Origin of the sequence: Sulfitobacter geojensis (genome assembly GCF_000622325.1) — a bacterium.
Classification (GTDB): domain Bacteria; phylum Pseudomonadota; class Alphaproteobacteria; order Rhodobacterales; family Rhodobacteraceae; genus Sulfitobacter; species Sulfitobacter geojensis.
Window position 1 is genome coordinate 863,518 of the sequence record NZ_JASE01000005.1, and the last position, 20,900, is coordinate 884,417.

Genomic DNA, 20,900 nt, shown 5'->3' on the forward strand with positions numbered 1-20,900 from the left:
TTTGATGCAATGATGGTACCGGACCTTATCCTGAAAGACCGCCACGCATGAACAAACCTGTCAAACAGCATCTGATTGATCCCGAGATTTGCATCCGGTGTTACACCTGTGAAATGACCTGCCCCATTGGCGCGATTGAACATGATGACAACAATGTCGTGGTGAACGCTGATATCTGCAATTTCTGTATGGACTGCATTCCGGTCTGCCCGACCGGTTCCATCGACGAATGGCGCGTAGTGGCAGAGCCTTATACGCTGGAGCAGCAATACGAGATGGAAGAGCTGCCCGAGCAGGAAGACATCGAGGTTGCGCCCGAAAACGACGTGGCAGACCCGATCGCCGCCTTGCTGGACGAAGCGCATAAAGGCGCGGGGGGCAAAGCACGTGCGCCTGCCTCAGCCGGTAAACCTGCGATCAACATGTATAATCTGGGCAAGCCTGCGCGCATGAAGGTGCAGGGCAACTATCGCCTGACGGATGATCCTGATCACGACGTGCGCCACATTATTCTTGACCCCGGTGCGCTGCCGTTTCCGGTGCTCGAAGGGCAATCCGTCGGGATCATCCCGCCCGGCACTGATGCCGATGGCAATGCCCATCTGCCGCGGCTCTATTCCATCTCAAGCCCGCGAGATGGCGAGCGCCCCGGATATCACAACATTTCGCTGACGGTGAAACGGGAAGAACACGGGCTTGCCTCGAACTTTCTGTGTGATCTGGAAATCGGGGCGAGCGTCGACGTTACCGGCCCGTTTGGCGCGACCTTCCTGCTGCCCTCGATCCCTGACGCGCATCTTTTGTTGATCTGTACCGGCACCGGATCGGCGCCTATGCGGGCCTTTACCATGCAACGCCAGCGTAGTGGCGCGACGGGTGGCATGACCATGTTCTTTGGCGCACGCACGCCTGAAAGCCTGCCCTATTTCGGGCCGCTCAAGAAGATTCCCGACAGCTTGCTGAAGAAAAATCTAGTCTTCAGCCGGATGCCGGATCAGGACAAGGAATATGTGCAAGACCGCATGATCGCCGAACAGGACAGCATCGCGGAGATCCTGCAAGACGGGAAAACCCATATCTACATCTGCGGTTTGCGCGGGATGGAAGAGGGGGTGGAGCTTGCTCTGACCTCGATCGCGGAAAGCATGGGGCAGCAATGGACCGCCCTGCGCGACGCCATGCGTGAAGACGGCCGTTACCATGTGGAGACCTATTGAATGAGCGCGCCGTTTATCCATCCGATCAATGTGACATGGGGCGATTGCGACCCTGCGCGCATCGCCTATACGGCACGGTTGCCGTATTTCGCACTGGATGCCATCAACGCGTGGTGGGAAAAACACTTTGACGGCGAAGGATGGTTCCAGATGGAGGTCGACCGCAACGTCGGCACACCCTTTGTGCGGATGGAGCTGAATTTTCGCAGCCCCGTGACCCCGCGCCACACTTTGATGTGCGATACCTTCCCGACCAAGCTGGGAAACAAGTCGATCACCTTTGCGGTCAATGCGTCGCAAAACGATGTGTTGTGTTTCGAGGGCAGTTTTACTTGCGTCTTCACCATCGCCGACCAGTTCAAAAGCCAAAGTGCGCCGGACTACATGCGCCGCGTGATCGAGCCGCTGATCCGTGCGGAATAAACATCACGATCAGGTCGGGAGGCAGGGAGCACAATGAGCCAGCCGGTTGGCAAAGTGGTGCAAACGCCAGCGCCCGAGCCGTTGGACGCAGGAGCGAAACTGATCCAGACATTGGCAGGAAAGGTTGCGACCCTGCGCAAGCAGCGCGGGTTGTCACGGCGTGTGCTGTCCGAAATGTCGGGGGTATCACCGCGCTATCTGGCGCAGCTTGAAGCGGGCGAAGGCAATATTTCGGTGCTCTTGCTGCAACGTGTGGCAAGCGCGCTCGATGTACGCATCGAGGCGCTGCTGACTGAACAGACCCCACTCGATCATGACGTCTTGCGGGTCGCGGCCCTATATCATCAGGCACCCGAAGAGGTTCAGCAACAGGTGTGCAGCATGTTGGCCCCGCAAAACCCGCGCCTTCTGCGGGCGGGCCGCATTTGTTTGATCGGGTTGCGCGGGGCGGGCAAATCTACGCTCGGCGCACGGGCTGGGGAGGCGCTGGGCATCCCGTTTGTCGAATTGAACCGCGAGATCGAAGAGGCGGCAGATATGCCATTGGCCGAGGTGATGGCGTTTTATGGTGAGGTCGGATACCGCAAGCTGGAGGCCGAGGCGCTGGAGCGGGTCAGTGCACGCCATGACCGGATGGTTTTGGCCGTCGCAGGCGGGATCGTCACAGAAGAGGACACCTTTGCCCATCTGCTGGAGCGGTTCCACACCGTCTGGATCAGGACCAGCCCTGCCGAGCATATGCAACGTGTGCGCGGGCAGGGCGATCATCGCCCGATGCAGGGTAACCCTGCCGCGATGGCGCATCTCAAGGATCTGTTGCAGGCGCGCACGCCCCTTTATGCCCGCGCTGACGCACAGGTCGATACGGCCAACCGGACAGTGGGGTCGTCGCTGAACACTTTGTTGGCGGCGGTCGCAAAACACCAGTTTCTAGAAACCGGTCGATGACAGCAGCAAAGGCCGAACAGGCCGTGCAAGATGCGTTCTGGCAGGCGGGCGAGCATCTTTTGTTTCATCATACAAACCCTTGGGAGCTGGACGAAGCGCTGTGCGCTTGGGGCTATGGTATGGGGCCTTGCGAGGCGCAGGATCTACTGGGGTTGGAAAAGGTTTTGGCGCGGGACCCTGAAAGGGCCGTGCCGATCCTGCCGCGCATGGTGGCCGAGGGACGGATGGGCAAGCGCGGCGGCGTGGGCTATTACCGTTACCCCGGTGGGGGCGGTGCCGTCATTGATCCGCTGATCGAGGATCTGATCCTAGAAGAAGCGTGGTTCGGCAAGATCACGCGATCCGAGTTGTCTGACGAGGCGTTGGTGGCCGCGATGAATGATGCGGTAAAGCCGGTTTGTCTGGCCCTGCGCGGCAGCGGCACCAGCCGAAACGCGGTGATGCAGCTTTTGCACCGTGCCGTCCACTATCCGCTTGGCCGCGTACCCGACTGGCTTTGACGCAGCAGGCGCGTAGCCTCATGAAAAAGGGCCGCGCAATGCGCAGCCCCTTTCCGAAATATTTAAACCTGATTTAGGTCCAGGCCATCCGCGCAGGATGGTATTCAAAGCCGATGTGGTGACCCGCGCCAACCAGACCTTCTTTGGTGTGGTTATACAGCGACCGCCAGTATGGCTGGATCGTCACGCCTTCGTCCTGAATCATCGCTTCACCCTTTGCCATGATCTCGCGACGTTTTTCGACGTCGGCAGTGGCCAAGGCTTCTTTCAGCAGGGCGTCAAATTCGGCATTTGCCCAACCGAATTCATTCCAAGCCTCACCCGAGCGATAGGCCAATGCCCAGATCTGGACACCCAGTGGACGCGCGTTCCAGTTGGTCGAGGAGAACGGGTATTTTGTCCAGTCGTTCCAGAAGGTAGAACCGGGCAGGATTGTCCGTTTGACCTTGATGCCTGCGTCGCGCAGTTGCGCCGCGACCGCGTCGGTGGTGTCCTTACGCCATGCATCGTCGATCGAGAACAATTCGTGCTCGTAATCGGCCATGCCCGCTTCGTCCATCAGGGCCTTAGCCGCTGCGGGGTCAATCTTGCGGGCAGGGATTTCCGCGAACTCGGGGTGCATCGGGCCGACGTGGTGGTTATCGGCCACAAGGCCGCGACCGGCATAGCCGAGTTCAAGCAGCACTTCGTTGTCGACGGCCATTGCGATGGCCTGACGGACGCGCTTGTCCTCATATGGCTTTTTGCCGTCAACTTCGGCCAGCTGGTTGGGGCGGATCACGATGGTTGCAGCCGTCGCGATGGAGTTTTCGACCCAGCCGTCCAGCGTGGACATGATGTCGATGTATTCACCTTCCATGGAATAGAATGCGTCGACTTCTTCGGCTTCGGCGGCGGCAATCCATGCGGAAGGGTCTGTGCCGTAGTCGATGTACTCCAGACGGTCGATGTAGGGTCCGCCGTATACTTCGGTCCCCCACCATGTGTGGTCAGGGTTCTTGACCAGCACACCTTTTACACCAACTTCCAGTGACTCCGGCAGGTAAGCGCCCGTGCCGATCGGGTTTTCCAACATCTTGTCAGCATCAAAAGAACTGTGCGTGATCGCGGCAGGGTAATCGGCCATACCCGGAATCAATGTGATGTCTGACACCGGCAGTTTTAGCGATACGGTGTGGCTGTCAGTTGCGGTAATCGCGCCTTCGATCGCCTGACCTGTGGCTTCGTCGATCAGCGTGGCAAAGCGGCCCGCCATCGAGTTGCCCTCAAGCGACTTGTCGCACCAGCCCTTGATGTTGCGCACAACATCTTCGGCGGTAAAGTCGTCGCCATTGTTCCATTTGACGCCCTTGCGCACGTTCAATGTGTATTCGGTGGCATCGTCGTTGATTTCCCAGCTTTCAAGCAGGGCAGGGGTAAAGGTACCGTCGTTTTCCCAGATGGCGAGATACTCGAGCCAGCCGCGGGAAAAGTTGGCGATCTGCGACCAGTCATAGGTACGCGGATCTTTCAAGGCGCGCACTTCTTGCTGCATGCGCACGGTGCCGCCTTCCTTATGGCCTGCGGCCTGTGCAGGAGCGGGCATGCCGATCATCGCATAGGCGGTTGCCGTTGTCGCACCAAAGGCGCTGGCAAGGGCCAGAAATTCGCGGCGGTTGACCGGATCTTTTTTGGCGGCCTGTGCAGAATCCAGAACGGATTGCGGCAAAGGGTTCCCGTTACGTGTCAAAAAACTCATTATTCTTCCTCTTCTGTTGTAGCGGTCCCTTGGGCCCACCGGTCGGTGATGCGGTTTATCCGCCATTATACTTGTGTTTCGGCTGAAACATCCTGCACAGTCAAACACAGTGAGACCTCAGGTCAACCCTGTCACGTAAACTTAAACAGGGTGATTTCCAGCCTCATGTCGAAGTTGCACGACTGTCAGAGGGGCCGTTTTGGCCGGATAGGCGCGACATAGGGTAAACTAACCCGCCTGCGCCCTTTGTGTCGCGCGCAATGTCGTTCCCGAACAAACATGTAAGAGAAACGCGGCGCGTGCCCCGATCAGCACGGCGGGCGCGAACTGGATGATGCAACCGTCACAGCATGGCGTTTTCACGCGCGCGGGCGCGGCGGCTTCCGGTGAGGACGGGGGACGGCGAATCCCCCGTTTGACTGTAGCGGGCCGCTTAGCCCTGCAGATCCGCCCACATTTCCAGATCGCGCTTGTCGGTCCAGATGCGGGGATGTGCGATGCCGCGTGCTTCATCATAGGCGCGGGCAACGTTGAAGGGCAGGCAGTGTTCATAGATGGCATAATCTTTGAACTTGGGGTCACATTCGGCGCGCACGGCATCCCATGCTTCCTTGAGCGACCCACCCCGTGCCGCCACGCGGGCAGCGGGCGCATAGGTGCTATTTACGAAATCACGGGTGGAGTCGATGGCGCGGGCAACAGCGTCCTTGCCGATCAGGGCACCGCCGCGACCGGGCGCAATCGCGTCGACATCATAGGCCATGATCCTGTCTAGCGTGCCGCCCCAATCGCCGAAATACCCGTCACCGCAATAGCAGGCGGAGTGGTCTTCGACGATGTCACCGGTGAACATTACGTTCTCGTCTGGCACGTGTATCACGGCGTCGCCAGCTGTGTGGGCGCGGCCGATGTGTTTGATATCGACGCGGCGTTTACCCAGATAGACAGTCATTGAATCGCTGAAGGTCGTGGTGGGATAGGTCAGGCCGGGGATGGATTCATGACCCTCGAAAAGGCGCGGAAACCGCTGGAATTCACTGTCCCAGTCTTCCTGCCCACGTTCTTCGACCATGCCGCGCGCAACATCAGACATGATGATCTGATCGGCACCGTAAGCAGAGGCCCCCAGCACCCGCACCGCGTGATAGTGGGTCAGCACCAGGTGGGTGATCGGCTTGTCCGTCACTTCGCGGACCTTTTCGATGACCTTGCCGGCAAGACGCGGGGTCGCCTGCGCTTCGACGATCATCACGCTGTCGTCACCAATGATGACGCCGGAGTTCGGGTCACCCTCCGCCGTAAAGGCCCAAAGGTCGCGGCCCACCTCATCAAAGGTGATCTTTTTCTCGGACATGTCGCCTTGGGATGCGAATGCTTTTGCCATTGGGGGTCTCTTTCGAATGGGGCGCGTAGGGTCAGCGCGGGATTGAGTTTAAGGGCAAGATGAAGGGGCGGGCGTCAGGGGAACTTAACGGCGGGTGCGATTTTGCCGGTGCAGGCACCAAAGCCGATGCGATATCCGTCGCCCTGTGCGTGGCCCGTCAGAATCATCGTATCCCCGTCATTCAGGAAGCTGCGGGTGCTGCCGTCCGCCAGCGTGATCGGCTCCTTACCGCCCCAGCTGAGTTCGAGCAGGCTGCCGCGTTCGGATTTTTCTTTGCCCGAAATGGTGCCCGACCCCAGCAGATCGCCGGAGTTCATCGCACAGCCCGAAGAGGCGTGATGCGCGAGTTGCTGGGCCGCGGAATAATACATCTCGTTGTAATTGGTGCGTGCGATAACTTCCTGTGCGCCGCCTTCAGGTTCGATGATGACGCTAAGGTCGATGTCATAGAGCATGGGGCCGGGTTCTTGCAGATACGGCAGAAGTTCAAAGTCGCGCGGTGGCGTGGAGGTGCGGAAGGGTTCCAGCGCGGCTTTGGTGACGATCCAAGGGCTGATCGACGTGGCGAAAGCCTTGGCCTGAAAGGGGCCGAGCGGCTGGTATTCCCATGCCTGAATGTCACGGGCGGACCAGTCGTTCAGGATCACATACCCAAAGATCATGTCATCCGCTTCGGCCACGCCGATGGGTTGGCCCATGTCGGTAGAGGTGCCGACAATCGCCCCCATTTCCAGTTCGATATCAAGACGCTGGCAGGGTCCAAAAGACGGTGTGTCCGCGTCAGGCGCTTTCAACTGGCCGTTGGGGCGGATGATGTCGGTGCCCGATGGCACCACCGTTGAGGCACGCCCGTTATAACCGATGGGAATGTGCAACCAGTTTGGCGGCAGCGCGTTTTCGGCCCCGCGAAACATCGTGCCAACATTTGTGGCGTGATGCCGACCGGCATAGAAATCGGTGTATTCGGAAACAACCATCGGCATGTGCAGGATCACATCGGACGGGGGCACCAGATGGGGCGCGATCTTGGCCTGTTCTGCAGAATCAGTGGTCAGCATCTCGGTCAGGCGGTCGCGTAGGGTGGCCCATGCGTCCGGCCCCAGTTCCATCACGTCGTTCCAATAGGGCACGTCAAACACGGCTTCGTCCGCCAGCGTCACAATGCCCTCTTCTTCCAGCGCGGCCATATCAAGGATCATATCGCCGATGGCCACACCACAGCGCGCCTCGAGACTGTTGGTCGAGAACACACCATAGGGCAGGTTGTTGAGCGGGAAATCGGTGTCGGCGCTATTGGCGCTTTCTACCCAAGAGGTCATCAATGTCATAGCTTATCCTTTGTAGGTGCGGCGGGGTGAACCCCGCCCTACGGTGCGGTGGAGAAATGGACTTTTCCAGCCATCAACCCTTACTTCTTACCCGGCGTGCCGTCGAATTTCTTTTCGATGTCGCTCCAGCAGTCGATATAATCGTCCTGAAGCGGCGCTTCTTTGGCTGCGAATTCGGTCAGGTGCTGGGGGAAACGGGTTTCGAACATGAAGCTCATGGTATTGTCGAGCTTTTCCGCCTTGAGATCCGCGTTCGATGCGCCTTCAAAGGCGTTTTTATCCGGCCCGTGGGGCAGCATCATGTTGTGCAGGGACATGCCGCCGGGGATGAACCCCTTTGGTTTGGCGTCATACTGGCCATAGATGTTGCCCATGAGTTCGGACATGACGTTCTTGTGGTACCACGGCGGGCGAAAGGTATCTTCGGCCACCATCCAGCGTTCGCGAAACAAAACAAAGTCGATGTTTGCGGTGCCTTCCACGCCTGATGCGGCGGTCAGCACGGTAAAGATCGACGGATCAGGGTGATCGAACAGGATCGCGCCGACCGGGCAATAGGTGCGCAGATCATATTTCACCGGCGCGTAATTACCGTGCCATGCGACCACGTCGAGGGGCGAATGCCCGATGTGGGTTTCGTGAAACTGGCCGCACCATTTGATGGTCACGGTGGACGGCGTTTCGCGGTCCTCGAACGCGGCCACGGGTGTTTTGAAATCGCGCCGGTTTGCCATGCAGTTTGCACCGATGGGACCGCGCCCGGGCAGTTCGAATTTCTGACCATAGTTTTCGCAAACGAACCCGCGTGCAGGCCCGTCAAGAACTTCGACGCGGTAAAGCAATCCCCGCGGTAGGATCGCGATTTCCTTGGGCTCCAGATCAATCACGCCCAGTTCGGTGCAAAACCGCAACCGGCCTTCTTGTGGCACCACCAGCAATTCGGAGTCTGCCGAATAGAAATAGCTGTCGACCATGCTTTCAGTGACCAGATAGATATGGCTGGCCATGCCCACCTGTGTGTTCACATCCCCCGCAGTGGTCATCGTGCGCATGCCGGTCAGCCATGTCAGCGGGGCATCGCCATGCGGCAGCGGGTCCCAGCGGTATTGGCCAAGGCTGGTCACATCATCGGGGATATGCGGCGCGGATTTCCAATAGGGCAGGGCGATCCGTTCGTAGCGGTGCGAGTGTTTAACCGACGGGCGGATGCGGTAGCACCATGTACGTTCGTTTTGATGCGAGGGCGCAGTGAATGCGGTGCCGGAGAGTTGTTCGCCATAAAGCCCGTAATTCACCTTTTGCGGTGAATTCATACCCTGCGGCAAGGCACCGGGCAGCGCTTCGGTTTCAAAATCATTACCAAAACCGGGCATATAACCGGCGTGCGTGCCCATCGGGGGTGCGGCGGTTGTCAGACCGGTCGGGCTGGTCGTGGTCGACGGATGGCTCATCTTTTGCTCCCTGCGTCCTCTTTTCAGACTCAGTTGCATATGTAATGGTTGTTTTTGTAACCAACAACAGGCTTCCGATGACGCAAAGTGATTTCGAGCTGCAAAATTTTCTGCCGTATCTGCTAAATCAGGCGGCGGAGGTCAGTTCCCTGACATTCCAGCAATTTTACAAAGACCGCTACGGGATGTTGCGGACCGAGTGGCGGGTGTTGTTTCATCTGGGGCTCTACGGGCAGTTGACGGCCAGCGAAATTGGCCAGCGTGCCAAAACCCACAAAACCAAGATCAGCCGCGCCGTGCAGCGCCTGACAGAGCGGCGGTTTGTGCAGCGTGCGATGAACAGCGCCGACCGGCGCGTGACCTATCTGACTCTGACGGCGCAGGGGCAGGCGGCTTATGATGATCTGCGCCGCGTGGCCGAGCGATACGAGCAAAGCCTGCTGAAACAGTTGGAGCCGGAGGAGGTCGAGGTTTTGCGCCGCGCATTGAACAAACTCAGTGCTGACGGACCGCGCGACTTTACTTAGGTGATCATTCGCGTCACGGATTGAGTATGAATGATCAAGCCAAAGGTCTGTTGATTACGCTGTTCGGTGTCCTTTTTGTGGTGCCGGATTCGCTGTTCGTGCGTCTGATTGCAGCGGACCCCCTGACGATTGCCTTTTGGCGCTTGCTGTTGGCGGGCGGAATTTCCGCGCTTTGGATCGCTGCGACGGCGGGGCTGGCCCCCTTTCGTGCGGTGCTGCGGAGCGGTCGTTTTGGGCTGATCTATATGATCGGGATCGGGGCCAGCGGGGTGCTGTTCGTGGTGGCGGTCAGCCTGACCTCCGTGGCCAATGTGGTGTTTATCATCGCTTCTCTGCCGATTTTTGCATCGCTGATGAGCCGTGTCTTTCTGGCCGAACCTTTTGGCGCGCGTACCTGGCTGACCATTGCCGCCGTGGTGCCGGGGCTTGCAATCATCGCCTACGGCTCGGGTGAAACCCAGAATGCCAGCCTTGCCGGTGATCTATTGGCGCTCAGCGTTTCAGCCCTGTTCGCGGCTGCTTTGACGGCGGCGCGGCGTGCGCGGGCCGTGTCGATGGTACCCGGTGTAGCGATGGGATACACGCTGGCGGCTTGTGTAATCGCGCCGTTTGCTGACCCACTGTCGATGCCGTTAGATCAGGCCCCGCTGGTGTTGGGGCATGGGGCGGTTATTCTGGCCAGCTCGGTTTTGCTGGCCATCGGGCCGCGGTTCATTACCTCGGCAGAGGTGGGATTGCTGGTGCTGTTGGAATCCGTGCTTGCCCCGCTCTTGGCATGGGCGGTGGTCGGCGAAAACCCGGGCCCTTATGCGTTGATCGGCGGTGGTATTGTGATCAGCGCGCTGCTGGTTTCCAACATCGTATTGCTGATGCGCCAACGTGCAGCCCGCCCGCGAACCTCTGCACCCTAAAGACCTGCGCTGCGGCAACCGCGGTTAGAAATCTGCAGTGACACCGGGCAGGTTCAACGCCTTGATCAAGTCGCGCAATTCCTGACGTGCCGCGACATTGGAAATGTTCAACTGTTTGACCCCGATGTCCTTGAGGTCCAGCAAAGTCAGCCCGCGCGGGAAGAGTTCGCGAAAGATCACGCGTTCGTTAAAGCCCGGTGCGACGCGGAAGCCGATGCGCTTGGACAGGTTCTTGATCGCCCGTTCCATCTTGTCCTTGTTGACCATCCGCTGTGCGCCCATGCGGTTGCGCACCACGACCCAGTCAATCGGTGCCAGCCCGGCCTGCGCACGCAGCTGCCGCGCGGTCCAGACCATTTCGGAATAGACGGAAGGACCGGTGATCTTGTCCCCCATGGCATCGGTGTGCGCCAGCAGGTCGAAATCAACAAAGCTGTCATTTAGCGGTGTCACCAGCGTGTCGGCCAGCGAATGCGCAACCTGTGACAGACGCGTGTGTGAACCCGGACAATCGATCAGGATAAAGTCGTTGTTCGGCTCCATCGAGGCCACAGCGGCGCTGAGCCGGTGGTCATAGACGTTTTCGCCGGGCTTGAGGCTGTCCGCTTCGATCTCGGGAAGTTCACAGAGCGACGGGCTGGGCAGGTCCAGCTTGGCCTGCTTTAGAAAGGCGTTCCGGTTGTCGACATAACGCCCGAAGGTACGCTGACGCAGGTCAAGATCAAGGCCGCTCACCCGATGTCCCATCCGCGCAAGCGCTGTCGCAAGGTGCATGGAAACGGTGGATTTCCCCGCGCCGCCCTTTTCGTTTCCGACGACGATGATATGCGCCATATGTGCGTCCCTCTGCCCGCCTGCGGTTTATGCAGGATATTGTTGAAGGCCACTATATGTGGGGTTTGCGGGTTTGGGAAGTGGGTGCGACGCCTCTATCACTCTCTGTATTGCGATCCGAAAATGGTTCCATCGTTGGATATTTTTTCGGCCGGCTTTTGGGGGGTTTTGGCAGTGGTTTGCCGATGATGGCGCAGGTGTCTGAAATTGCTGAACTATTTTTGCGCTAAAAGTTGCCGGTTTTTCAGGGTGCGACGTGGGTGCCACAACGGGCATTCCCTGCAAGTCATTTTCGCCCACCACCCCTCGAAATGGCGATGATCGTAGTTAGCTCATCACACATCAAGTGATGCCAATTCAATGGCTTACCCGAAAGGAAACAACATGAAACGTCTTGTCACAACAACTGCTCTTACTCTCTTCGCCGGCGCAGGTACCGCATTTGCGGGCAGCCTTGCGGAACCGGTCGTTACACCACCGGTCCTGACACCGCAGGTTGCCTCTGCCGATTGGACCGGTGCCTACGCCGGTATCCAGCTGGGGTATGGTAACCTGAATGTTGCAAACCAGATTGACCGCGACGGCGACGGCGATGTGGACGGTGACGACGAAACATTCGCCTTTGGGGGCGGTCTGGACGGCAATGGTGCCATCGGTGGTGCGCATCTGGGGTACATGTGGGACTTTGGTAACTACGTCGCCGGCGCTGAACTGGATTACAACGCTGCGAACATCGATATCGGCTCGGTGGGCGAGCTTGACTCCGTTGCGCGTGCGAAGCTGAAACTGGGCTACGACATGGGCGACACGCTGGTTTACGGTGTCTTGGGTGCCGCAAAAGCCGATGCAACCATCGGCGGCAATGACTTCTCCGAGAACGGTTATGTCGCGGGCTTTGGTGTTGATTATCTGGTGTCCGAAAACGTCGTTCTGGGTGGCGAAGTTCTGTATCACGACTTTGGTGATGACTTCGATGGTCTGGACCTGAGCGCGGATGCAACAACTGTTCAGGTCAAAATGTCTTATAAGTTCTGATCTGACCCACCCGTTTGGGTGCTACGAAAATGGGGCGCAAAGCAATATGCTTTGCGCCCCTTATTGTTTTCGTCGGCCCCCCTGAACTGGTTAGAAACCACCAGCGGACCCCACTAAAATGCAGTCCAAATTCGCTTACAGCGACAGACCTGCGTATTTGTTCTTGAACTTGGACACGCGGCCACCGGTGTCCATCAAGCGGCTTGTGCCGCCCGTCCATGCAGGGTGCACGGAAGGGTCAATATCAAGCGCCAGCTGGTCGCCTTCTTTGCCCCATGTTGATTTCATTTCCACGATGGAACCGTCGGTCATTTTGACGTTGATCGTGTGATATTCGGGATGTGTATCGGCTTTCATCGGTCCGCCCCTTACGCTTTTTTCGGCTTGTAGTTGGAATTCTCGACGATACGCGCGGATTTACCACGACGTGAACGCAAGTAATACAGTTTGGCGCGACGCACACGGCCACGACGGACCACGGTGATGCTGTCGATGTTGGTGGAGTGCAGCGGGAATACGCGCTCAACACCCTCGCCGAAGCTGATTTTACGCACGGTGAACGAACCGGCGATGCCGTGGCCGTTGTTGCGTGCGATGCAAACGCCTTCGTAGTTCTGGACGCGGGTACGTGTACCTTCGGTCACTTTAAAGCCGACGCGGACGGTGTCACCGGCGCGGAAATCAGGGATTTCCTTGGCAAGTTCGGCGATCTGTTCCGCCTCGATTTCTGCGATCAGGTTCATCTGACGCTTCTCCTATGATGATCGTGGTGTTCCACGAATATTGTTACGCGATCAGAGCTCCGGTCTGTTCTGCTGGGCTGCCCGCAGGGGCCCACCGGAGAGTGCATCATCTTTCCTTGTTTCCATTGCGCAAAACGCAAAGCACCGGAGCCGCAAGAAAGCGATTCCAGTTGTGCGCGGTATAGGCCGGAGCCGGACGCGGATCAAGAGAGCAAATCAAGGGGATTGCGGCTTTCGGTTGATCCACGTCAAGGCAAGCGCCGGTGCGGTTTCTTATGGTCGGATCGCCAGACGAATTTGACGCAGAGGGGATTAATATGCCGACAAATGCCACAACCATGAAACCGGAGCCAGAGGGTGGCAAGGCCGATGCGATTCTGGGGTTTGAACAGGGTCGATACCCCTATGCCACCAAGTTGGACCGCAGGACATATGAGGCGGAGAAGGCCGCGCTTCAGGTCGAGCTTTTAAAGGTTCAGCACTGGGTGCAGGAGACCGGCCAAAAGTTTATTCTGTTGTTTGAGGGGCGTGATGCGGCGGGCAAGGGGGGCACGATCAAACGGTTCACCGAACACCTCAATCCGCGCGAGGCGCGTGTCGTTGCGTTGAACAAGCCCAGTGATGAAGAACGCGGACAGTGGTATTTTCAACGTTATATCAAACATTTGCCAACAGCGGGCGAAATGGTTCTGTATGACCGTTCGTGGTATAATCGCGCTGGTGTCGAACGGGTGATGAACTTTTGCGCGCCTACTGAATACTTGGAATTCATGCGCCAGACGCCGGAATTCGAACGGATGCTGGTGCGCTCCGGCATCAAACTTTTTAAATATTGGTTTTCAGTCACGCAAGATGAACAGAAAGCGCGTTTTGCGAGCCGTGAAACCGATCCGTTAAAGCAGTGGAAACTGTCCCCCATTGATCGTGCCAGCCTTGATAAATGGGACGATTATACCGAAGCCAAAGAGGCGATGTTTTTCTACACTGACACGGCAGATGCGCCTTGGACGGTGATCCGCTCCAACGACAAAAAGCGCGCGCGGCTGACCTGCATGCGGCATTTTCTGGCGCAGCTTGACTACCCTGACAAAAACCTTGCTGTCGCCACACCGCCTGACCCGTTGATTTTTCATCAGGCAGAAGCGGTGTTGAACAACAGCGATCATATTCTTGCGTCGTCCTTGCATCCGCAAGGCCGCACAGCCTGAACCCGAACCAACAATCCCCAAGGAGAACCGATATGTCCCACACCCCACATGAACTGGCCGAAGAATTTCCTGAAATGGCAGATCAGATGGCCGCCTTGCGCCAGTCAGATGGTCATTTTGCCAAGCTTTCTGATGAGTATCACGCGCTTAATCGGGCGCTGCACCGTGCAGAAACCGATGTGGAGCCAACAAGTGACGACAACATGGTCGGCATGCGCAAGCAACGCATGGCGCTGAAAGACGAGATTTATGCCTACGTCAAAGCGCAAACAGCGTCTGCGTGATGATCTCCCCAGAGGGCGGCGCTTAACCCGCGTCTTCCTCTGGGGGTAGCAAATCGGGGCGTCGCGCGCGGGTCAACTCCCGCGACTGCGCGGCGCGCCATTTGGCAATCTCTTTGTGGTTGCCAGACATCAACACGGACGGGATGTCATGGCCTTCCCACGTGGCCGGGCGGGTGTATTGCGGGTGCTCCAGCAGCCCGTTGGAATGGCTTTCCTCGACCGTACTCGCGGCATTTCCCAGCACACCGGGCAGCAAGCGCACAGTGGCGTCGATCATGGCTTGTGCGGCCAGTTCGCCGCCTGTCATCACGAAATCCCCAAGCGAAACTTCGGTAATGCCGTAGTGTTCGATCACCCGTTCATCAACACCCTCGAACCGGCCACACAGCATCGTCACGCCGGAACAGGTTGCCAGATCGGCTGCCATCGCCTGATCAAACCGGCGTCCGCGCGGTGACATATACAGGATCGGCCAGCGGCCATGGCTGCCCTGCTGCGCCGTCTCAATTGCAGGGCCGACCACGTCCGCGCGCATCACCATACCGGCGCCGCCCCCTGCGGGTGTGTCATCAACGTTGCGGTGTTTGCCAATGCCGAACCGGCGCAGATCATGGGTGTGCAGTTGCCACAACCCGTCCTGTAGCGCCTTGCCGGTCAGGCTTGCGCCCAGAACGCCGGGGAACAGATCGGGAAACAGCGTTACGATACGCGCCTGCCAGACGTCGCGGTAGGCGGGTTTGTCCTGCATCAGCTCGCGGGGTTTCAACGAGGCGCTGACCGATTGGCGGCCATGCGAACGTGTGGGTTTCATTGGTCCAGCCCTGCCTCTTTCAGAATCGCCTTTTTGGCCGCATTGCGCGCGCCAGCATCGGTATGGGTTCGGTTCGCGTCTAACATCGCATCCAGAATGTCCTGCGGATGGCGGCGATTGGCCGGTGGCACTGCAACCAGCGAGGGGCGCAGGGACAAGGGAATTTCGCAGCGATCCAACAAAGGGTCGGCAGGCCCAAGCGGCAGGTCTACACAGGCTTCGAGCGGCTGCGCGACAACCTCGGCCGGCACGCGGCTGGCGATTTCGGCGACCATCGCGTCGAGGTTGGCACCATAGGCATAGGTGTGTTCGAACACGTCGTAATTCAGCGTCATACCGGAAGATTTCACATGCTCCCAATAGGCTGAGGCAAGCCATGCCTCGGGGGCGCGGGTGGTAAGATAGATCAGGATTTCGGCCTCGGGATAGGCGTTGCGCAGAATTTCCCAATAGGCATATAGCAACACGGGCGCCGCGGAATAATCGGCCAGCGCCCCGCGTCCCGGCATATGGCCACTGAGTTCTTCGGCAGAAATAATCAGCGTACGGCGCGGCATGCCGGGAATGGCATTCACCATCTCGCCAAAACGCGTTTGCACCTTGATCAGGGTCAGCGGATCCTTGTCGGTGGAATAGCCCCGCGCCGCGGCGACAATATCCTTGAGATGCCAGCGCAGGCGCAGCGCGACCTGTTTCTTCAATGCCACGCGGTTCTCGCGCAGGGTTGCCTGAAGGCTGGACGTGCCCGTTTTGTGAAAACCCGCATGAAGGATAATGCGGCGCGGCATCAGTCGGCGGTGCTTTCTGGCGTCTGGCTGTCAGGCAGGATACCCAGCGGCGGGTCCGCCACAATGCGTCCTGCGGCCAGATCGACGGTGGGAACGGCGGCCTTGGTAAAGGGCAGGAACACGGTGTCGGTCTTGCCCGCAAGTTGCAATTCCAGGAGGTCGTCAGCCCCGTGGTTGTTCACGGTTTTCACACGTCCGAGCAGGGCACCGCCGGTGTCATATACCTCGACCCCGATCAGGTCGGCATAGTAAAATTCATCATCCGGCAGAGAGGGCAACTGGCCGCGCTCGGCATAAAGCACGGTGCCGCGCATCGCATCCGCCTCTTCCTTGGAAGCGACATCGGGGATGCGGGCAGAGAACCCGTTTTTGATCGGTCGCAGAATGGCCAGCGAAATCTGTTTTGTCCGGCCTTCGGTCCACAGCGGGCTGTAGTTTTCGATGTCTTCGGGCACAGCGCAGTAGCTTTTGATACGCAGTTCACCACGCACGCCATAGGCACCGGCGATGGCGCCGACAGGGATCAGATCGGTCATTGCAAAAGCTCCGAGTTTACACAGATTGTGCCAGTCCATTCGCCTTCGCCGTTGGCGCATTCAACCGACATTTGCTGACGGTCGTACCAGACCCCAAACGCAAAGCCGAGGACAAGTGTCAGCACAGGCAGGATTAAACGAAACATCAGCGGTTCTCAATATGCAGGTCGGGGGCGCGGACCTCCCAGCCTTTGGTTTCCAGTTCAGGGGTTAACGTATTCTGCTGTGGCCAGCCGATGCACAGATAAGCCACCAGCGACCACCCCTCCGGTACATCAAGATCGGCGTTCAAACGGGTCGGGTCAAGGACCGACACCCATCCCACACCCAGCCCGAGACTGCGCGCGGTCAGCCACATCAGTGTGATGGCACCGACGACGGAATAGCGTCGCATTTCGGGCATGCTGGCAACACCCAGCCCCGCGCCTTTTTCTGTGGTGTCGTCGCAATAGACCGCCAGATGTTGGGGCGCTTCTTTCATACCGGACAGCTTTAGTGACGCGTAAAGCTTGGCTTGATCGCCGCCATAGCCCGTGAGGGCCTGCGCATTGCTGTCTTCGAAATTTGATATCGCCTTGGCCCGGGCTTCGGGCGAGGTGACGCGCACGATACGCCATGGCTCGGACAGACCAACGGAAGGGGCGAGGGAAAAGGTGTCGAGACACTGGCGCAGCAGTGCCTCGTCCACCGGATCGGTGCGGAATTGGCGCACATCGCGCCGCCACCGCATCAAATCGTGCAACCCGGCACGGAATGCGTCTGTAAACGTGTCCATGCCGGGCTGCCTGTTTTGCTTACTCAGCTGCCGCGTCTTCTGCGGGGGCTTCTTCGGCTGGTGCTGCGGCGGCTTCTGCTGCTGCTGCGGCCTTGTCGGCTTTCTCCTGAACGCGCTCCTGGGCTTTCTTGCCCGGTGTGCCTTTGTTCGGGTTGTTACGCTCTGTCTTGGGCAGTGCGCCTGCGGCTTCCAGCATGCGGCGCACACGGTCTGTGGGCTGCGCGCCTTTGGCTATCCACTCTTTAACTTTTTCGACGTCCATTTTGACGCGCTCTTCGCTGTCTTTAGGCAGCAGCGGGTTATAGGTGCCCAGCTTTTCGATGAAACGGCCATCGCGTGGCATGCGGCTGTCTGCTGCAACGATACGGTAGAAGGGGCGTTTCTTTGAGCCGCCGCGGGCGAGACGAATTTTCATAGCCATGGTGTTAGTTCCTTTGGGTTAGTTTGGGGCAGCGCCCCGTTTTCAGGATTGATGTTGTTTGTGGTGCTGAATGACTTCAGCGATGATGAAGTTGAGAAACTTCTTGGCAAATTCGGGGTCCAGATCGGCCCGGTTCGCCAAATCTTCAAGCCGTGCAATCTGATCCGCTTCGCGGTTCGGGTCGGACGGGGGAAGGTCGTGTTCGGCTTTGAGTTTCCCCACAGCCTGTGTGTGTTTGAACCGCTCGCCCAGTGTATAGACAAGGATCGCATCCAGACGGTCGATGGACGCGCGGTGTTCTTTCAGAACCTCTGCGGCAAGTTTTACAGTATCGGTCATGTGGCCTCCTTCGGGTGGCGCCAGATGTGGCAGGGTGTGCCCATAACTTCGCCCTCGCGCTCAAACGTCGCGCCCAGCTTTTCGGCCAGCGCTGCAGAGCGGGTGTTGTCGGCGCGGATGTAGCTGATCACGCCGTCCAGTTTCAGATGCTCGGCACCATAAGCCCGCGCTGCGCGCGCGGCTTCAAAAGCGTACCCTTTGCCTTCGGCATGCGCGAAGAGCGTCCAGCCCAGTTCCGGTTCGTCCCATGATGGCGGGTTCAGGAAACCGGTCCATCCCAGAAAGTCACCCGTCTTGCGGTCGTCGATGTGCCAAAGGCCAAAACCGTAGATCGCCCAATGCCCGATGCGCGAGGCAAGGCTGTTAAAGCTGCCGGTCGCATCGCGTGGGCCACCGACCATATGACTGCGCTCTGTCTCATAGAAAGCGGTCAGCGTCGGCAGGTCGGATTTGCGCGGCGCGCGCAGGGTCAGCCGCTGGGTGTCGAGCACCGGAATGGGATCGGTCATAGCATTCATGCCTGCGCCTCCGGTCCGGCGTGGCGGTACACTTCAAGCACCATGCCATCGACGGTGGTAAAGTCTTCTTCTTGCGTGGCACCCAGACGCAAAGCAAGTGCCTTGGAGCGGGAATTTTCGGGCGTCGTGCAGCTGACTGCAGTAGTCCAGCCCAAGGTGTTGTAAGCGAAATCGAGAGAAGCACGCGCCGCTTCCGTGGCGATGCCGCGCCCTTCGGCCTGCTCGAACACAGACCATGCGATTTCAGGCTCTGGCCAGTCATCGGGATAGAAACAGCCAACAACGCCCAACGGCTTATCCGTCACTTTATCCGCCACCATCCAGCGGCCATAGCCGCGCAGATGCCAGTGGCCGACAATCTCGCCCAGCTTGTCAAAGGCTTGCGTGCGGGTGCAAGGCCCGCCCAGATGTTTGGTGCGGTCGCTCATGCGGAAAGCCGCAAAGGCGTCAAAGTCCGACCACACAGGCGCGCGCAGGCGCAGGCGTTCGGTCTCGACCGTAGGGATATGAAGGCTGGTGCCGTTCACTTCTTTTTACCAAAACCCGAAAGGCCCGAAGGCAGACCCATGCCGCCACCCATACCGGGCAGCTTGCCGCCCATGGCTTTGGCCGCCGCTTCCATCGCTTTGGGATCCATCTGACCAGCCATGGCCGCTGGATCCATCCCGCCTTTGCCCATCATCCCCTTCATGGCTTGCTTGAGCATGCCACCTTTACCCATCTTGCCCATCTTCTTCATCATGTCGGACATCTGGCGGTGCATTTTCATCAGCTTGTTGAGGTCTGAAACCTCCATGCCGGCACCCTTGGCAATCCGCTTTTTGCGGCTGGCTTGCAGCAGGGCAGGGTTGGCGCGTTCTTTCTTGGTCATGGACTGGATCAGGGCGATCTGGCGCAGCAGCACTTTGTCGTCCAGACCGGCATCTTCGACCTGTTTGGCCATTTTGCCCATGCCGGGCATCATGCCCATCATACCTTGCATGCCGCCCATTTTCATCATCTGCTCAAGCTGCATTTTGAGGTCGTTCATGTTGAACTGACCCTTCGCCATGCGCTTCATCATCTTTTCGGCTTGTTCAGCCTCGATGGTTTCCTGTGCCTTCTCGACCAGCGCAACGATGTCGCCCATGCCGAGGATACGGCCCGCAATACGCTCGGGCTCGAACGTCTCAAGCGCGTCCATCTTTTCGCCAAGGCCGACGAATTTGATCGGCTTGCCGGTTACTGCGCGCATCGACAGCGCCGCACCACCGCGTCCGTCACCGTCCATCCGCGTGAGGACCACGCCGGAGATGCCGATGCGTTCGTCGAAGTTCTCGGCCGTATGCACAGCATCCTGACCGGTCAGGCCATCGACCACCAACAGGGTTTCGCGCGGTGTCACCACATCGCGAACGGCTTCGACCTGCTGCATCAATTCTTCGTCGATCGAAAGGCGACCGGCGGTGTCGAGCATGTAAACGTCGTAGCCACCAAGGCCCGCTTGGGTCTTGGCGCGCTTGGTGATGGCCACGGGATCTTCGCCCTTGATGATAGGCAGGGTGTCGACACCGATTTGCACACCAAGGATGGCCAACTGCTCCATCGCGGCGGGGCGGTTCACGTCGAGCGAGGCCATGAGCACGCGCTTGCCGTCCCGTTCTTTCAGCCGCTTTGCGAGCTTGGCTGTGGTTGTCGTCTTACCGCCACCCTGCAGGCCGACCATCAGGATCGGCGCGGGCGGGTTATCGACCTTCAGTGCACCCGGCTCGCCTTCGCCGCTCAACACATCAATCAGTGCATCATGCACGATTTTGACGACCTGCTGGCCCGGTGTGATGGATTTGGTGACCGCTTGGCCGGTTGCCTTTTCCTGCACCGCTTTGACGAAATCACGCGCGACCGGAAGGGAGACGTCAGCCTCAAGCAGGGCGACGCGCACTTCGCGCAGGGCGGTTTTTACGTCCTCTTCGGACAAGGCGCCTTGTTTGGTCAGGCGGTCAAAGACGCCGGACAGGCGTTCGCTGAGGTTCTCAAACATGGGCGGATGCCCTTTCTCGGTTCGGTTGCGGGATACCCCTGATATAGGAGTGCCCGCGAAAATGCACAAATGCCCCAGTGGGCGCAACGCGCTGACTGAGGGCGATCCCTGCCGAATGGCAAAAGGACCGGAAGACTCTGCTTCCGGAGATTGGGTCGCGT

At 58.7% G+C, this 20,900-nt stretch carries 26 protein-coding genes; 9 read left to right on the forward strand and 17 right to left on the reverse strand.

The genetic code is table 11. From position 1 onward, the window contains the following. The first annotated feature begins 47 nt into the window (after positions 1-47). The 4 genes from boxA to Z947_RS0106185 are packed head-to-tail and all read left to right on the forward strand — an operon-like array spanning position 48 to position 3,088. Positions 48-1,217 carry a benzoyl-CoA 2,3-epoxidase subunit BoxA gene (gene boxA / locus Z947_RS0106170; RefSeq protein ID WP_025043439.1) on the forward strand — a complete coding sequence of 390 codons (1,170 nt, stop codon included), beginning with the start codon at positions 48-50 and terminating at the stop codon, positions 1,215-1,217. Then, positions 1,218-1,640: an acyl-CoA thioesterase gene (locus Z947_RS0106175; RefSeq protein ID WP_025043440.1), complete on the forward strand. Its 423-nt coding sequence runs from the start codon at positions 1,218-1,220 to the stop codon at positions 1,638-1,640. Between the two features lie 33 nt (positions 1,641-1,673). Next, positions 1,674-2,588 carry a helix-turn-helix transcriptional regulator gene (locus Z947_RS0106180; protein ID WP_025043441.1) on the forward strand — a complete coding sequence of 305 codons (915 nt, stop codon included), beginning with the start codon at positions 1,674-1,676 and terminating at the stop codon, positions 2,586-2,588. Further along, entirely contained in the window at positions 2,585-3,088 is a 504-nt protein-coding gene (locus Z947_RS0106185; protein WP_025043442.1) for a 3-hydroxyacyl-CoA dehydrogenase family protein, read from the forward strand. The genes Z947_RS0106180 and Z947_RS0106185 overlap by 4 nt, the downstream gene beginning before the upstream one ends. A gap of 73 nt (positions 3,089-3,161) precedes the next feature. On the opposite strand, the gene Z947_RS0106190 is transcribed toward Z947_RS0106185, so the two are convergent. The 4 genes from Z947_RS0106190 to hmgA form a co-directional block, all read right to left on the reverse strand. Next, positions 3,162-4,826 (reverse strand): ABC transporter substrate-binding protein, encoded by a 1,665-nt coding sequence (locus Z947_RS0106190; RefSeq protein WP_025043443.1) that lies wholly within the window; start codon positions 4,824-4,826, stop codon positions 3,162-3,164. A gap of 433 nt (positions 4,827-5,259) precedes the next feature. Further along, positions 5,260-6,210: an MBL fold metallo-hydrolase gene (locus tag Z947_RS0106195; RefSeq protein WP_025043444.1), complete on the reverse strand. Its 951-nt coding sequence runs from the start codon at positions 6,208-6,210 to the stop codon at positions 5,260-5,262. Between the two features lie 74 nt (positions 6,211-6,284). Beyond that, entirely contained in the window at positions 6,285-7,538 is a 1,254-nt protein-coding gene (fahA, locus tag Z947_RS0106200; RefSeq protein WP_025043445.1) for a fumarylacetoacetase, read from the reverse strand. Between the two features lie 80 nt (positions 7,539-7,618). Further along, the gene (gene hmgA, locus Z947_RS0106205) at positions 7,619-8,989 is read right to left on the reverse strand and encodes a homogentisate 1,2-dioxygenase (RefSeq protein WP_025043446.1); all 1,371 of its coding nucleotides are present in this window, start codon (positions 8,987-8,989) and stop codon (positions 7,619-7,621) included. A gap of 77 nt (positions 8,990-9,066) precedes the next feature. Here hmgA and Z947_RS0106210 point away from each other — a divergent pair, with 77 nt between their 5' ends. Then, positions 9,067-9,516, forward strand: coding sequence for a MarR family winged helix-turn-helix transcriptional regulator (locus Z947_RS0106210; RefSeq protein WP_025043447.1), 450 nt, complete (start codon positions 9,067-9,069; stop codon positions 9,514-9,516). A 26-nt stretch (positions 9,517-9,542) separates the two neighbouring features. Continuing rightward, complete coding sequence (locus tag Z947_RS0106215; RefSeq protein WP_025043448.1) at positions 9,543-10,427, forward strand: DMT family transporter; 885 nt, start codon at positions 9,543-9,545, stop codon at positions 10,425-10,427. Positions 10,428-10,451: 24 nt separating this feature from the next. Here Z947_RS0106215 and Z947_RS0106220 read toward each other — a convergent pair whose 3' ends face one another. Beyond that, entirely contained in the window at positions 10,452-11,261 is an 810-nt protein-coding gene (locus Z947_RS0106220) for a division plane positioning ATPase MipZ (protein WP_025043449.1), read from the reverse strand. 384 nt (positions 11,262-11,645) lie between these two features. Between Z947_RS0106220 and Z947_RS0106230 the strand changes: the two genes are divergently transcribed. Then, positions 11,646-12,296: an outer membrane protein gene (locus Z947_RS0106230; protein ID WP_025043450.1), complete on the forward strand. Its 651-nt coding sequence runs from the start codon at positions 11,646-11,648 to the stop codon at positions 12,294-12,296. A 135-nt stretch (positions 12,297-12,431) separates the two neighbouring features. On the opposite strand, the gene rpmE is transcribed toward Z947_RS0106230, so the two are convergent. Both rpmE and rplS read right to left on the reverse strand, forming a co-directional pair. After that, on the reverse strand, positions 12,432-12,653 hold the full coding sequence (rpmE, locus tag Z947_RS0106235) for a 50S ribosomal protein L31 (RefSeq protein WP_025043451.1): 222 nt from the start codon (positions 12,651-12,653) through the stop codon (positions 12,432-12,434). An 11-nt stretch (positions 12,654-12,664) separates the two neighbouring features. Continuing rightward, on the reverse strand, positions 12,665-13,039 hold the full coding sequence (gene rplS, locus Z947_RS0106240) for a 50S ribosomal protein L19 (RefSeq protein ID WP_025043452.1): 375 nt from the start codon (positions 13,037-13,039) through the stop codon (positions 12,665-12,667). A 338-nt stretch (positions 13,040-13,377) separates the two neighbouring features. Here rplS and ppk2 point away from each other — a divergent pair, with 338 nt between their 5' ends. Both ppk2 and Z947_RS0106250 read left to right on the forward strand, forming a co-directional pair. Next, on the forward strand, positions 13,378-14,247 hold the full coding sequence (gene ppk2, locus Z947_RS0106245) for a polyphosphate kinase 2 (protein ID WP_052880644.1): 870 nt from the start codon (positions 13,378-13,380) through the stop codon (positions 14,245-14,247). A 32-nt stretch (positions 14,248-14,279) separates the two neighbouring features. Next, positions 14,280-14,531: an HP1242/YdcH family protein gene (locus Z947_RS0106250; RefSeq protein ID WP_025043454.1), complete on the forward strand. Its 252-nt coding sequence runs from the start codon at positions 14,280-14,282 to the stop codon at positions 14,529-14,531. Between the two features lie 22 nt (positions 14,532-14,553). Here Z947_RS0106250 and trmD read toward each other — a convergent pair whose 3' ends face one another. The 10 genes from trmD to ffh are packed head-to-tail and all read right to left on the reverse strand — an operon-like array spanning position 14,554 to position 20,739. Next, positions 14,554-15,342 carry a tRNA (guanosine(37)-N1)-methyltransferase TrmD gene (gene trmD / locus Z947_RS0106255; protein ID WP_025043455.1) on the reverse strand — a complete coding sequence of 263 codons (789 nt, stop codon included), beginning with the start codon at positions 15,340-15,342 and terminating at the stop codon, positions 14,554-14,556. After that, complete coding sequence (locus tag Z947_RS0106260) at positions 15,339-16,130, reverse strand: sulfotransferase (protein WP_025043456.1); 792 nt, start codon at positions 16,128-16,130, stop codon at positions 15,339-15,341. The genes trmD and Z947_RS0106260 overlap by 4 nt, the downstream gene beginning before the upstream one ends. Beyond that, a complete protein-coding gene (rimM, locus tag Z947_RS0106265) occupies positions 16,130-16,666 on the reverse strand; it encodes a ribosome maturation factor RimM (protein WP_025043457.1) in 537 nt (178 codons plus the stop codon). Before rimM ends, Z947_RS0106260 begins: the two co-directional genes overlap by 1 nt. Beyond that, positions 16,663-16,812 carry a hypothetical protein gene (locus Z947_RS22215; RefSeq protein ID WP_169737472.1) on the reverse strand — a complete coding sequence of 50 codons (150 nt, stop codon included), beginning with the start codon at positions 16,810-16,812 and terminating at the stop codon, positions 16,663-16,665. Before Z947_RS22215 ends, rimM begins: the two co-directional genes overlap by 4 nt. After that, the gene (gene bluB / locus Z947_RS0106275) at positions 16,812-17,441 is read right to left on the reverse strand and encodes a 5,6-dimethylbenzimidazole synthase (protein ID WP_025043458.1); all 630 of its coding nucleotides are present in this window, start codon (positions 17,439-17,441) and stop codon (positions 16,812-16,814) included. The genes Z947_RS22215 and bluB overlap by 1 nt, the downstream gene beginning before the upstream one ends. A gap of 19 nt (positions 17,442-17,460) precedes the next feature. After that, positions 17,461-17,862 carry a 30S ribosomal protein S16 gene (rpsP, locus tag Z947_RS0106280; RefSeq protein WP_025043459.1) on the reverse strand — a complete coding sequence of 134 codons (402 nt, stop codon included), beginning with the start codon at positions 17,860-17,862 and terminating at the stop codon, positions 17,461-17,463. A 42-nt stretch (positions 17,863-17,904) separates the two neighbouring features. Next, a complete protein-coding gene (locus Z947_RS0106285; protein ID WP_025043460.1) occupies positions 17,905-18,201 on the reverse strand; it encodes a chorismate mutase in 297 nt (98 codons plus the stop codon). Continuing rightward, positions 18,198-18,719, reverse strand: coding sequence for a GNAT family N-acetyltransferase (locus tag Z947_RS0106290; protein WP_025043461.1), 522 nt, complete (start codon positions 18,717-18,719; stop codon positions 18,198-18,200). Before Z947_RS0106290 ends, Z947_RS0106285 begins: the two co-directional genes overlap by 4 nt. After that, a complete protein-coding gene (locus Z947_RS0106295; protein ID WP_025043462.1) occupies positions 18,716-19,246 on the reverse strand; it encodes a GNAT family N-acetyltransferase in 531 nt (176 codons plus the stop codon). Before Z947_RS0106295 ends, Z947_RS0106290 begins: the two co-directional genes overlap by 4 nt. Beyond that, complete coding sequence (ffh, locus tag Z947_RS0106300) at positions 19,243-20,739, reverse strand: signal recognition particle protein (RefSeq protein WP_025043463.1); 1,497 nt, start codon at positions 20,737-20,739, stop codon at positions 19,243-19,245. Before ffh ends, Z947_RS0106295 begins: the two co-directional genes overlap by 4 nt. Positions 20,740-20,900 lie beyond the last annotated feature (161 nt).

Bases quoted from the DNA above. Each gene is read 5' to 3' on its own strand.
- Z947_RS0106190 (WP_025043443.1), bottom strand. From the start codon at position 4,826: ATGAGTTTTTTGACACGTAACGGGAACCCTTTGCCGCAATCCGTTCTG.
- trmD (WP_025043455.1), bottom strand. From the start codon at position 15,342: ATGAAACCCACACGTTCGCATGGCCGCCAATCGGTCAGCGCCTCGTTG.
- Z947_RS0106230 (WP_025043450.1), top strand. From the start codon at position 11,646: ATGAAACGTCTTGTCACAACAACTGCTCTTACTCTCTTCGCCGGCGCA.
- rpsP (WP_025043459.1), bottom strand. From the start codon at position 17,862: ATGGCTATGAAAATTCGTCTCGCCCGCGGCGGCTCAAAGAAACGCCCC.
- Z947_RS0106290 (WP_025043461.1), bottom strand. From the start codon at position 18,719: ATGAATGCTATGACCGATCCCATTCCGGTGCTCGACACCCAGCGGCTG.
- hmgA (WP_025043446.1), bottom strand. From the start codon at position 8,989: ATGAGCCATCCGTCGACCACGACCAGCCCGACCGGTCTGACAACCGCC.
- Z947_RS0106250 (WP_025043454.1), top strand. From the start codon at position 14,280: ATGTCCCACACCCCACATGAACTGGCCGAAGAATTTCCTGAAATGGCA.
- Z947_RS0106180 (WP_025043441.1), top strand. From the start codon at position 1,674: ATGAGCCAGCCGGTTGGCAAAGTGGTGCAAACGCCAGCGCCCGAGCCG.
- Z947_RS0106175 (WP_025043440.1), top strand. From the start codon at position 1,218: ATGAGCGCGCCGTTTATCCATCCGATCAATGTGACATGGGGCGATTGC.
- Z947_RS0106220 (WP_025043449.1), bottom strand. From the start codon at position 11,261: ATGGCGCATATCATCGTCGTCGGAAACGAAAAGGGCGGCGCGGGGAAA.
- rimM (WP_025043457.1), bottom strand. From the start codon at position 16,666: ATGACCGATCTGATCCCTGTCGGCGCCATCGCCGGTGCCTATGGCGTG.
- Z947_RS0106210 (WP_025043447.1), top strand. From the start codon at position 9,067: ATGACGCAAAGTGATTTCGAGCTGCAAAATTTTCTGCCGTATCTGCTA.
- bluB (WP_025043458.1), bottom strand. From the start codon at position 17,441: ATGGACACGTTTACAGACGCATTCCGTGCCGGGTTGCACGATTTGATG.
- ffh (WP_025043463.1), bottom strand. From the start codon at position 20,739: ATGTTTGAGAACCTCAGCGAACGCCTGTCCGGCGTCTTTGACCGCCTG.
- boxA (WP_025043439.1), top strand. From the start codon at position 48: ATGAACAAACCTGTCAAACAGCATCTGATTGATCCCGAGATTTGCATC.
- fahA (WP_025043445.1), bottom strand. From the start codon at position 7,538: ATGACATTGATGACCTCTTGGGTAGAAAGCGCCAATAGCGCCGACACC.
- rplS (WP_025043452.1), bottom strand. From the start codon at position 13,039: ATGAACCTGATCGCAGAAATCGAGGCGGAACAGATCGCCGAACTTGCC.
- Z947_RS0106185 (WP_025043442.1), top strand. From the start codon at position 2,585: ATGACAGCAGCAAAGGCCGAACAGGCCGTGCAAGATGCGTTCTGGCAG.
- Z947_RS0106260 (WP_025043456.1), bottom strand. From the start codon at position 16,130: ATGCCGCGCCGCATTATCCTTCATGCGGGTTTTCACAAAACGGGCACG.
- Z947_RS0106215 (WP_025043448.1), top strand. From the start codon at position 9,543: ATGAATGATCAAGCCAAAGGTCTGTTGATTACGCTGTTCGGTGTCCTT.
- ppk2 (WP_052880644.1), top strand. From the start codon at position 13,378: ATGAAACCGGAGCCAGAGGGTGGCAAGGCCGATGCGATTCTGGGGTTT.
- Z947_RS22215 (WP_169737472.1), bottom strand. From the start codon at position 16,812: ATGTTTCGTTTAATCCTGCCTGTGCTGACACTTGTCCTCGGCTTTGCG.
- rpmE (WP_025043451.1), bottom strand. From the start codon at position 12,653: ATGAAAGCCGATACACATCCCGAATATCACACGATCAACGTCAAAATG.
- Z947_RS0106285 (WP_025043460.1), bottom strand. From the start codon at position 18,201: ATGACCGATACTGTAAAACTTGCCGCAGAGGTTCTGAAAGAACACCGC.
- Z947_RS0106195 (WP_025043444.1), bottom strand. From the start codon at position 6,210: ATGGCAAAAGCATTCGCATCCCAAGGCGACATGTCCGAGAAAAAGATC.